This window comes from Vibrio sp. OPT46 (genome assembly GCF_015163535.1).
In the GTDB taxonomy this organism is placed as follows: Bacteria; Pseudomonadota; Gammaproteobacteria; order Enterobacterales; family Vibrionaceae; genus Vibrio; species Vibrio alginolyticus.
In genome coordinates this window covers 6,407-13,849 of sequence record NZ_JADDYG010000384.1, presented here as the reverse complement: position 1 = coordinate 13,849, position 7,443 = coordinate 6,407, and the positions used below count along the sequence as shown (strand labels likewise).

General features: G+C 42.9%; 8 protein-coding genes. 4 read left to right on the top strand and 4 right to left on the bottom strand.

Features of this window, described 5'->3' with window-relative positions:
- Positions 1-536 precede the first annotated feature (536 nt).
- Positions 537-857: an ATP-dependent Clp protease adapter ClpS gene (gene clpS / locus IQR33_RS17795; protein WP_005378419.1), complete on the top strand. Its 321-nt coding sequence runs from the start codon at positions 537-539 to the stop codon at positions 855-857.
- A gap of 50 nt (positions 858-907) precedes the next feature.
- Complete coding sequence (gene clpA / locus IQR33_RS17790; protein ID WP_005387879.1) at positions 908-3,175, top strand: ATP-dependent Clp protease ATP-binding subunit ClpA; 2,268 nt, start codon at positions 908-910, stop codon at positions 3,173-3,175.
- A gap of 133 nt (positions 3,176-3,308) precedes the next feature.
- Here clpA and infA read toward each other — a convergent pair whose 3' ends face one another.
- From infA to aat, 3 genes are all read right to left on the bottom strand, one after another.
- Positions 3,309-3,527 (bottom strand): translation initiation factor IF-1, encoded by a 219-nt coding sequence (gene infA, locus IQR33_RS17785; protein WP_001040192.1) that lies wholly within the window; start codon positions 3,525-3,527, stop codon positions 3,309-3,311.
- Positions 3,528-3,608: 81 nt separating this feature from the next.
- Positions 3,609-4,310 (bottom strand): arginyltransferase, encoded by a 702-nt coding sequence (locus tag IQR33_RS17780; RefSeq protein ID WP_047100846.1) that lies wholly within the window; start codon positions 4,308-4,310, stop codon positions 3,609-3,611.
- Positions 4,307-5,014, bottom strand: coding sequence for a leucyl/phenylalanyl-tRNA--protein transferase (aat, locus tag IQR33_RS17775; protein WP_005387881.1), 708 nt, complete (start codon positions 5,012-5,014; stop codon positions 4,307-4,309). Before aat ends, IQR33_RS17780 begins: the two co-directional genes overlap by 4 nt.
- A 39-nt stretch (positions 5,015-5,053) precedes the next feature.
- Between aat and IQR33_RS17770 the strand changes: the two genes are divergently transcribed.
- Positions 5,054-5,530: a glycine zipper 2TM domain-containing protein gene (locus tag IQR33_RS17770; RefSeq protein WP_005378348.1), complete on the top strand. Its 477-nt coding sequence runs from the start codon at positions 5,054-5,056 to the stop codon at positions 5,528-5,530.
- Between the two features lie 290 nt (positions 5,531-5,820).
- Complete coding sequence (gene aroA / locus IQR33_RS17765) at positions 5,821-7,101, top strand: 3-phosphoshikimate 1-carboxyvinyltransferase (protein WP_017634728.1); 1,281 nt, start codon at positions 5,821-5,823, stop codon at positions 7,099-7,101.
- Positions 7,102-7,164: 63 nt separating this feature from the next.
- On the opposite strand, the gene IQR33_RS17760 is transcribed toward aroA, so the two are convergent.
- Positions 7,165-7,413, bottom strand: a complete 249-nt coding sequence (locus IQR33_RS17760) for a YciN family protein (RefSeq protein WP_005387884.1) — start codon at positions 7,411-7,413, stop codon at positions 7,165-7,167.
- Positions 7,414-7,443: the final 30 nt, after the last annotated feature.

Sequence of the window (7,443 nt, the reverse complement as noted above, 5' to 3'; positions counted from 1 at the left end):
CGACACTTTCCACTGTAGTCAATGAATTTCGACAGTCAATAGCAGTGAGCAACAAACAGAAACATAATTGAAAACAAATCACTTTTGAGATTAACAAAGTTGCAAACAGTTTTTCGTATATACGCAGAAGTTTAGTCAATTTGCCTATGAAGTGGTTCATACTGAAAAAGCCATACTGTCCGTGTTGCTTATGGTAGAAGAATCCTCTGACTGAATAAAAAATGAAGTTTTCGTGATAATTACCGTATTCTCAATGAGGAAGTGTGATCCAGATAGAAGATGATGGGGTGGTTTGCAATAGTCCGAAAGCAATAAATAGAAAGTTCTTTTATAAGAAAAAATGTGTAACTTATCGACAAGCATCTTTTATTTGCGCCGTATCAAGACGTGCATTAGTCTCTATATTAGGTAGCAACTTTTATCGATCAAAGATCGAATTCGGTGCCATAACTCACTACACCGCGTTGCACGCTTGTGGTAGATTGTTTTTATAGGTCGAAAACATCAACCCTTTGATACGATATCTTTAGATTGCCATGAGTAAAAATTTTGAATGGGTCACTCCGGACTCTGATCTTCTGGAGCGAGAAAGTACGAAAGTCCAGCCACCTAAGCTGTACAATGTCGTACTCAATAATGATGACTATACACCTATGGATTTCGTCATAGAGGTGCTTGAGCGATTTTTCTCACATGATATTGATAAAGCAACTCAAATCATGCTTCAGGTCCACTATGAAGGAAAGGCAATCTGCGGCACATACAGCGCAGAAATTGCCGAAACAAAAGTAGCGCAAGTTACGATGTACGCAAGGGAAAATGAACATCCGCTACTTTGCACTATGGAGCAAGCGTAAACAAAGAAGACTTGCTCGAACAACCCCAGTTGTTTTTTCGGGAGGTACTTATGCTAAATAAAGAACTAGAGTCAAGCCTTAACGGTGCATTTGCTCGGGCGCGCGATAAACGCCACGAGTTTATGACTGTCGAACACCTCCTACTTGCATTGTTGGAAAATGATGCAGCTAAGGAAGCCCTTCTAGCTTGTAAGGCGGATCTTGACGCTTTACGCAACGAACTCGATATTTTCATCGATCAAACTACGCCTCTTATCCCAGATAGTGATGAGACGCGTGAAACGCAGCCGACTTTGAGTTTTCAACGTGTACTACAACGCGCCGTCTTTCATGTACAGTCGTCTGGTCGTAATGAAGTAACAGGCGCCAACGTGCTTGTTGCTATCTTCAGTGAACAAGAGTCGCATGCCGCTTACTTACTGAAGAAAAATGACATCTCCCGATTAGATATTGTTAACTTCATCTCCCACGGTATTACTAAAGCATCAGGTGCAGGTGAGGATTCATCATCAGACTCGTTTAGCTCAGAAAGTGTTGAAGAGCCTAATTCTGAAGAACGCCTAGAAAGCTTTGCGACGAATCTTAATCAAGTCGCTAAAGATGGAAACATCGACCCACTCATTGGACGTGATAAAGAGTTAGAGCGCACTATTCAGGTACTTTGTCGACGCCGCAAGAATAATCCACTACTAGTGGGTGAGGCAGGGGTTGGTAAAACAGCCATTGCGGAAGGTCTTGCATGGCGAATTGTCGAAGGGCAGGTCCCTGAGGTTATTCAAAACAGCGTGATTTATTCACTAGATATTGGTTCTTTGCTCGCTGGTACCAAATATCGCGGTGATTTTGAAAAGCGCTTCAAGGCGATTTTGAAACAACTTGAAAAAGAAGAAGATGCCATTTTGTTCATCGATGAAATACATACCATCATCGGTGCAGGCGCGGCATCTGGTGGTCAAGTCGATGCAGCAAATCTTATTAAGCCTCTTTTAAGTAGCGGTAAGTTGCGTTGTATTGGTTCGACGACATACCAAGAATACAGCAACATTTTCGAGAAAGAGCGTGCGTTGTCTCGCCGCTTCCAAAAGATAGACGTTGTAGAGCCCTCATTGGATGATACAACTAAAATCTTGATGGGCTTGAAGCCGAAGTACGAAGCTCACCATGAAGTACGTTATACCAATAAAGCACTGCGTGCCGCGGTAGAACTGTCGGCTAAATACATTAATGAACGCCATCTACCAGATAAGGCCATTGATGTCATTGATGAAGCTGGTGCTCGTAGTCGTCTTGCTCCTGCAAGCCGTCGTAAAAAAACGGTCGGAGTGGCTGATATCGAATCAATGGTTGCCAAAATGGCGCGAATTCCAGAGAAGTCGGTTTCTTCTTCAGATAAAGACATTTTGAAAAACTTAGATAGCAAAATGAAGATGTTGGTATTCGGTCAAGATAATGCGATTGATGCATTATCCGAGGCGATCAAGCTGACACGTGCAGGTTTAGGTGTAGACAACAAACCCGTTGGTTCATTCTTGTTTGCAGGCCCAACAGGGGTTGGTAAAACAGAGGTGACGGTGCAGTTATCTAAGCTTCTAGGTATCGAACTACTTCGTTTTGATATGTCTGAGTATGGTGAGCGTCACTCCGTAAGTCGCTTAATTGGTGCGCCTCCTGGTTATGTCGGTTATGACCAAGGTGGTTTGCTAACCGATGCTGTTATTAAGCACCCACATTCAGTCGTATTACTTGATGAGATTGAAAAAGCGCACCCTGATATCTTTAACCTGTTGTTGCAAGTCATGGATAACGGTACGCTAACGGACAACAATGGTCGCAAAGCAGACTTCCGTAATGTCATTCTTGTTATGACAACTAACGCAGGTGTGGCGGAAACCGAGAAGAAATCAATTGGTTTGATTCAACAAGACAACAGTCACGATGCAATGGCGGAAATTAAGAAGGTGTTTACTCCTGAGTTCCGTAACCGTCTTGATAACATCATCTGGTTTAACAGCCTTGATGAAAGCGTTATCCATCAAGTGGTTGATAAGTTCATTGTTGAACTGCAAGTGCAACTTGATGCGAGAGGCGTTTCAATGGAAGTATCGCAAGACGCTCGCCATTGGTTAGCACATAAAGGTTATGACAAAGCTATGGGGGCTCGCCCAATGGGGCGTGTTATCCAAGAACAGCTTAAGAAGCCTTTGGCTAACGAACTGTTGTTTGGGTCTTTAGTTGACGGCGGTACAGTGAAAGTAACGCTGGTCAACGATACGCTTGAGTTTGAATACTTAAGTGAGAAAGAGACAGCGATGCATTAATCGTTAGTCGGTAACAAACGTAAAAGCGCACGAGAAGATCGTGCGCTTTTTTATCTGAACTAAATCGGAAAAAATTGTGCAATAAAAAACGGAGCAGCTTGCTCCGTTTTTTATTGCATCCGAAAATCAGAGATTAACGAGCGCGGAAGACGATGCGGCCTTTTGACAGGTCGTATGGAGTCATCTCTACAGTTACTTTGTCACCCGTTAGGATACGGATGTAGTTCTTACGCATCTTGCCAGAGATGTGAGCAGTCACAACGTGACCGTTTTCAAGTTCAACACGGAACATAGTGTTTGGTAGAGTGTCAAGGACTGTGCCTTGCATCTCGATTACGTCTTCTTTAGCCATTTAATCCTCTTTAGAAATTAGGCAATATTAGCGGGCTATATTCTGCCGCTAAATAGTAATTATGTAAAGTTGAGGCGTATTCTACCCTCGCCAACGCTGATTTACTAGCCTTTGGTGGCGTTGAAAGCGTGTTTTGTAGCTCATTGCTGGGCACTCATCAATCTGATATCCCAAATATAGCCACTGTTGTTTGTTTTCTTGGCAGTATTTAATTTGATAAAGCACTGCTAACGTGCCAAGAGATAACTCGTAGTCAGGGTCAAAAAAAGTATAAAAAGCACTCGAGCATTGAGGCATCAAATCTGTCACTGCAATGGCGAGCAATTGATCTGATTCATCGTAAATGTGTAAAAACGACGTTGTCAGCCAGCTGGTTTGAGCAAATCGAGCAAACTCATCACGCTTTGGTGGGTACATAGTGCCGTTTCTATGCCGTTTGCAGATGTACCGACTGTAAAGCTCAAACCATTCCTCATCCATTTCAGGTTTCATTTCCCAGCGTAAAGACTGTGCTTTATTAAGCAGCCTCTTCTGACTTTTTGATAGTCTAACGTCTGGAATCGAGACTCGAATTGGCTGGCAAGCGGTGCAATGCTCGCAATGCGGTTTATATATGGTATCTCCGCTACGACGAAAACCGTTAGCCATGAGCAACTGGTAATTTTCTTCAGTATGCAGCCTTTCATCAAGCGCCACCGCAACCCGCTCTTGCCGTTCAGGCAAATAACTACAAGGGTGATTATTCGTCAACCCTATTCGAATATGTTGTATATCCGTACTCATACTGAATCCTGCAAAACTTGGGGCTGATAGGCATCAAATAGTGTTTGCTTTTCTCTTAAAGATAGTAGTTTTTGCATAAATTCGTCACGCTCAAGTTCAAATGCGCCAAGTGATGCCAAGTGAGAATTCATAACTTGGCAATCGATTAATTGACCTTGCTTTGACGCCAAATGGTTGCATAAGTACCACAATGCAATTTTGGATGCGTTATCTTTTAGGCTAAACATCGACTCCCCGCAAAAAAGTTGGCCCACGCAGATGCCATATAGTCCGCCAATCAGGTTGTTGTCATGCCATACTTCTACAGAGTGACAGTGACCAAGTTTGGCTAACTCAATGTAGGAAGCTTGCATTTCCTCGTTGAGCCATGTTTCCTCTGCAGGGCGTGTTGAAGAACATAGTCTAATCACTTCTTCTGTCGCGAAATTGAGTGTTACTTTATAGTTATGTTTACGCTGAAATTTTTTGAGACTTTTAGATGGCTTAAACTGCAATGGGTCAAACACGGCGCGCGGAGAAGGGCTCCACCATAAAATAGGTTCACCAGGACCATACCAAGGGAAAATGCCTTGATAGTAACCATTGAGGATTCTCATGGGGTTTAAGTCACCACCAAAAGCCAGCAAACCATTGGGGTCGCTGAGTGCTTTATAGGGTGAGGGGAAGTTGAACGTTTCATCGAGTTCAGTTAAATAAATAGCCATAAGAAGTCGTTACCAACATTGGAGTCAGAGGAGTTTATGATGACCTGGTTAAGAAATATCGTAAAAGTATGGCTTGGGATCATACTGTTTTTACCACTTGTCGCCAACGCAGCCTATGAAAGAAATGTTGCCAAGCCAGTTAATGAAGTAGTTTACGGGAAGATTGACTCTGTCCGTTATATTACTCAACAAGAGGTTGTTCAATCGAAAAGTAACGGTTGGAAGACACTACTTGGTGCCACTATCGGTGGTTTAGTCGGTAATCAATTTGGTGGCGGTACGGGAAGAGAAGTCGCGACGGCAGTGGGTGCGCTTGCAGGTGCCGCAGTTGCTCAAAACCAAAGTAATTACCAATACACGGTTGAATATAAGTTAGTTGAGCTACTCATCAAAGTGAAGGGTGATAAGCTAATTAATGTCATCCAAGATGTTGATAAAAATATGTTATTTAGTCGAGGGGATGAAGTTCGTATTTTATATTTTGATGATGGAGTCAGGGTTGATATCACTTATTAACCCTAGGTTGTTTTAGCCTAACGAAGCCTAATCAAGCATGTACAGTCGGGCTGGCTTATTGTCAAATCAAGTCGAAATAGTTTGCTGTTTCGCCGTGCTTCTTTCGCTCTTATTTACATCGCTGGCAATGCCTTTAATTCTGTATCTTTAGGCTGCTTGAGGATATTCATAAATTAGCGCCGATTTACTCTGGTTTTGTCGTGTTTTTTTGGGTAGTCTGAATTCACGAAGAATTGTTTAGCCCTCATAAAAAATCGTATGTTGAGGGCACAAAGGATTATCAACTTTTAATGGAAAGCCTAACGTTACAACCTATCAATAAAATTCAAGGGGAAGTGAACCTTCCTGGCTCTAAAAGCGTTTCTAATCGAGCTCTTTTACTTGCTGCTCTTGCTAAAGGCAGAACTCGCCTTACTAATCTCCTCGACAGTGATGATATTCGCCATATGCTGAATGCGCTGACTAAACTAGGCGTTCAATACCAACTTTCCGAAGATAAAACAGAATGTCTCGTTGACGGCCTTGGGCGCCCGTTTTCTGTCTCAGAGCCGGTAGAGTTATTTCTCGGCAATGCTGGCACTGCGATGCGACCATTAGCTGCGGCTCTTTGTCTTGGAGAAGGGGAGTATGTACTGACGGGCGAACCTCGTATGAAAGAGCGTCCAATTGGTCACCTTGTCACGGCACTGAAAGATGCTGGTGCGAACGTTGAGTACATGGAAAACGAGAACTTTCCGCCTCTCAAAATAATTGGTACTGGCCTAAAAGCAGGTACAGTTTCTATCGATGGGTCCATTTCAAGTCAGTTCTTGACCGCTTTCTTAATGTCTGCGCCATTGGCTGAAGGTGAAATTCGCATCAACATCGAAGGCGATTTGGTTTCTAAGCCTTATATCGATATCACCCTGCATATCATGAAGCAGTTTGGAGTCGATGTGATCAACAACGACTATCAAGAGTTTGTGATCCCAGCCGGTCAGCAATACATCGCTCCAGGCGATTTCTTGGTTGAAGGTGACGCGTCTTCTGCTTCTTACTTCTTGGCGGCGGCAGCCATCAAAGGCGGAGAAGTTAAAGTCACGGGTATCGGTAAAAACAGCATTCAAGGTGATATTCAATTTGCTGATGCGCTTGAAAAAATGGGTGCAGAAATTGAATGGGGTGATGACTACGTAATTTCACGTGTTGGTCAATTAAAAGGCATTGATATGGATTACAACCATATCCCTGATGCTGCAATGACCATCGCGACAACAGCGCTATTTGCCGAAGGCACTACCGCTATTCGTAACGTTTATAACTGGCGTGTAAAAGAAACAGACCGTTTGTCAGCTATGGCGACTGAGTTACGTAAAGTTGGTGCGGAAGTGGAAGAAGGGGAAGACTACATCATCGTCAAACCTGTCTCTCAGTTAAAGCATGCTGCGATTGATACTTACGATGATCATCGAATGGCGATGTGTTTTTCGCTGGTGGCACTTAGTGATACGCCTGTGACGATTAACGATCCAAAGTGTACGTCGAAAACGTTCCCTGACTACTTCGACAAACTTAAGGCTTTAAGCTGCTAAATATTCTGACCTGAAACCGGAAAGCCAGAGTGAATAACACTCTGGCTTTTTTGTTTCCCAATACTATTTAACCAGCGTAAATTCCTTAGAAAGGTGATGCGCTAAGTATTTAAACATATTGAATACTGCAGTCGTATTTGAAGTTGGTAAACCTTTGTCATCAAGGAAGTATTCACCTTTAAAAACTAAAACACCTTCTTTTTCTTCTACGCTTGTTGCTCGCATTCCCTCGATGTAATCATCGTGCTCTTGGATGATTTGGTTAGCGATCAAAAGAAGGTCGAACTCTTCGATAAACGTTCTATCAGACATATTCTTTCTACCATCCTATTCAGTTAAGAA

Coding starts and splice junctions, on each gene's coding strand:
- clpS (WP_005378419.1), top strand. CDS start 537: ATGAGTAAAAATTTTGAATGGGTCACTCCGGACTCTGATCTTCTGGAG.
- clpA (WP_005387879.1), top strand. CDS start 908: ATGCTAAATAAAGAACTAGAGTCAAGCCTTAACGGTGCATTTGCTCGG.
- infA (WP_001040192.1), bottom strand. CDS start 3,527: ATGGCTAAAGAAGACGTAATCGAGATGCAAGGCACAGTCCTTGACACT.
- IQR33_RS17780 (WP_047100846.1), bottom strand. CDS start 4,310: ATGAGTACGGATATACAACATATTCGAATAGGGTTGACGAATAATCAC.
- aat (WP_005387881.1), bottom strand. CDS start 5,014: ATGGCTATTTATTTAACTGAACTCGATGAAACGTTCAACTTCCCCTCA.
- IQR33_RS17770 (WP_005378348.1), top strand. CDS start 5,054: ATGACCTGGTTAAGAAATATCGTAAAAGTATGGCTTGGGATCATACTG.
- aroA (WP_017634728.1), top strand. CDS start 5,821: ATGGAAAGCCTAACGTTACAACCTATCAATAAAATTCAAGGGGAAGTG.
- IQR33_RS17760 (WP_005387884.1), bottom strand. CDS start 7,413: ATGTCTGATAGAACGTTTATCGAAGAGTTCGACCTTCTTTTGATCGCT.